This is a genomic window from Gulosibacter sediminis (assembly GCF_014904065.1).
GTDB classification, from domain to species: domain Bacteria; phylum Actinomycetota; class Actinomycetes; order Actinomycetales; family Microbacteriaceae; genus Gulosibacter; species Gulosibacter sediminis.
The window spans coordinates 60419-63767 of the sequence record NZ_JACXJG010000009.1; the positions used below are offsets into that span (position 1 = coordinate 60419).

Genomic DNA, 3349 nt, shown 5'->3' on the forward strand with positions numbered 1-3349 from the left:
CGGAGTCTCAGCGCCGGCCGACTCGGTCGACTCAACTGAGGCGTCATCGGACGTCGCCGACTCAGCTGCCGCCTGATCGTCGCCACCACCGAAATTGACGCTCGGCTGATAGCCGNGGGGGCCTCGTCGCTGACCGACTCGGTCGACTCCGTGGCGTCGCCGAAGTCGGCGCTCGGCTGCTCACCGTAGGTCGAGCCGTACGACTGCGAGTCATCGGTCGCCGCTTCGGTGGTCACGGTTGCAGTCTCGCTCGTCTCGGCCGCCGTGGCGTCAGTTGCCGAGCTGTCGGTGCTCCAGCCCGGGGTCCAGCCGCTCTCGGTCTGCGCTTCCGGCTCGCCCGATGCGCCATCGGTCACGGTCGAGTCGACCGTGACCGCGTCGTCGGTCATGTCGGCGACGGGTGCGTCACCGTAGCTGGCCGCGGGTGCGCCGTAGCCGGTCGAGTCAGCCGAGGCCTCGTCGCTCGCGGTTTCCGTACCCTGTTCCGTTGCGGTGTCGGCGTCTGCCGACTCCGCAAGCGGGCTTTCGGAACGCGTCGGGGTTGCGCCGGTCTCGAGCGAGCCCCAGGCCGACGACGACTGCTGCGTGGACGACTGGAAGCCGTAACCGCCCGACTGCTCGGTGCTGGCCACGGCTGCTTCAGGCTCAGTCGAGTCTGCGGTGTCGGCGCTCGCCTCGTCGGCGTTGGCCGAGTCGGTGTTCGCTTCGTCGGTGCTCGACGCGCTGGTGCCGTAACCGGCGTAGCCGCCGAAGGGCGCGGCGTCGGTCGTCGACTCCGATGCGGGTTCGTCGTTCGATGCCTGCTCGGCGGCGGAATTGCTCGAATCGGTTGCGCCATACGCGGCGTACCCGGTCGAGGTCTCGGCCTCGGTCGTGGCGCCCGAAGCTGCGTCCGCGTTCGACTCGGTCGACTCGTCGTCGTTCGACGAGGCGGCGGCCGCGCCAAGGGCGGCCGTGCCGGCAGCCGCCGCCCCGAAGCCGGCCCACGCGGGTGCGCCGAAGCCGGAGTCGGCTGCGTTCTCGTCGCGCTGCGTCTCGGCGGTGGCCGAGTCGCTTGCGATCGCGGAGTCGTTCACGATTGCCGAGTCGGACGCGGCCTCAGTTGCGCCGGCCCGCTCGCTTGCCGCGGGCTGGCCGTAGCCGCCGAACGGCGACTGCTGCTGCGCGGCCCCGTGCTGGCCGAACGAAGCCTGCTCGTTCTGCGCTGGCGCTGCGTCGGCCTGCTGCTGGCCGTAACCGCCCTGCGCGGGCTGGCCGAATGCACTGCCCGGCTGCGGGGGCTGGCCGTAGCCGCCCTGCGGCTGGTTCGGCGCATCCTGCTGGCCGTACTGGCCCTGCGCACGGGCCGCGTCGCGCTGGCCGTAGCCGCCCGACTGCTCAGCGCCGGACTGCTGCTGGCCGTACTGACCTTGCTGCTGACCGAACGACTGCTGTTGGTTCGACTGGCCGAAGCCCTGCTGCGGCTGCTGGCCGTAACCCTGGTTGCCCTGCTGCTGGTCGAACTGCTGCTGACCGAACTGCTGGCGCTGCTGGCCGTAGCCCTGTTGTTCCTGCTGGCCGTAGCCCTGCTGCGGGCCGGGCTGCTGCTGGCCATATCCCTGCGCGCCGAAGCCCGGCTGCTGCTGGCCGAACGGCTGGCCCTGACCCTGCTGACCGTACTGACCGCCCTGGGGCTGCCCCTGGCCGAACTGACCGCCGGGCTGCTGGCCAAAGTTCTGGCCGCCCTGGCCGCCAGTCTTCAGCGCGGTGCCAGTGGCCACGAAGTGCTGCTTCAGTGCAGGCACGAAGAGGACTCCCGCGGCGAGAATCAACGGCAGCAGCACGTAGATCGCGAAGATGTAGATGGCAGGCACCGTGCTGGCGCCGATCGCGTTCGACATGCGCTGCTCGATGAGGCCGAAGATCATCGCGATGATGCCGACGCCGGCGATGCCGCCCGTGATGATGAGCAGCACGAGCTGCGAGATGCGCGGCAGCTGACCCGCGGCCTGCTGCTGCGGCTGGCCCTGCTGTGGAAACCCGCCCTGGTGGAGCTGCTGCGGAGGCGTGGCCTTGCCGCGCAGCACGAAGTAGCCGTACACAGCGGCACCCGCGATGACGACCGAGAGCACGAGGATGATCACGGTGAGCGTGACTCGACCGCTGTCCTGCTCTGCACCGTCGTAGACCGGGATAAACGAACCGATCGCGCCAAGCGCCGCCGTCAGAGCGACCGCCGCGATCGCGAGCAGCGAGAGGCCGAGCGCCGAGAACCAACGCACGGTCGGCTCGATCGGCTTGGTCGAGCGCTGTGCCTCGGGCGAAAGCGCGAGGGCACCGAGCGGAGCTGCGGCCACGAGCGCGAAGGGCACAAAGCCTGCGCCGCCCGAGAAGGCGGCGAGCGGCACGACCGACTCGATGCCGGTGATCGAGAAGGCGAGGCCGAAGGTGCCGTCGAGGATCCACGCGAGAAGCGCCGCGGCACCAATCGCGATGGTCGCGATGCGGGCCGGCTCGGAGCCGAGGTTGGCGAGCAGCGCCGGGGCGAGGCCGATCGCAAGCGCAAGCAGGACGCCGAAGACGACCTTGAGGATGATGCCGACCGGGTTCACCGAGCCGAAGCTGCCGAGCGCGTCGGAGAGCGCCGCTCCGAACATGATCGAGCCGATGATCAACACGAGCGCACCAAGGGCAACGACACCGATGAGCAGCCAGCTGAGGACCTTCGTCGCGGTGACCGGGATCGGGTTGACCTGGTCGCGGTTCGGGCCGGCCTCGTAGTCCCGGCTCTGCACGTTGAGCGCGGCACCCGCGAGAGCAACGGCGGCACCGGCACCGAGGCCGATGAATGCGACGTCGAGGCTGCCGTCGAACTTGCTCGAGGTCGTGATCGCGTTGACCACATCAAAGACGAAGTACACGACGAACGTCACGATGAACGGCACCTGTGCGCCGGCGCGAATGAGGTAGAGCGTGTTTTGCGGCATGCCGACGATGCCGAAGCGCGTCACGATCTGCAGGATGCCCGCGAGCGCCGCGACGATCGAGGTGAGCACGGGCGCGATCTCGGTCGCGGTGAGCGCGATGCCGCTGCGGGTCTGCGCGACGTGCCACACCATGACGAGCGCGATGAGGGGCAGCGCGGCGCCGCCGATGTCGCGCACCCAGTCGAGCTTCGAGCTCTTGAGCAACTGCGGGCGCGGGCGAGGCTGCGGCGGGGGCGGGGCGAACTGCCCCTGCTGGTTGAACTGGCCCTGCTGAGCGGGCTGGCCCGCGTATCCGCNCTGGCCGTAGTCGGGCTGACCGTGCTGGCTGCCAAACTGACCCTGCTGGTTCTGACCGTACTGACCGGGCTGGCCCGCGTATCCGC

General features: G+C 69.9%; 1 protein-coding gene. It reads right to left on the minus strand.

Annotated features, from left to right (window positions below; genetic code table 11):
* On the minus strand, positions 1–3098 hold a 3098-nt coding region (locus ID132_RS15485; RefSeq protein ID WP_459562442.1), incomplete at its 3' end, for a DUF7937 domain-containing protein.
* Positions 3099–3349: the final 251 nt, after the last annotated feature.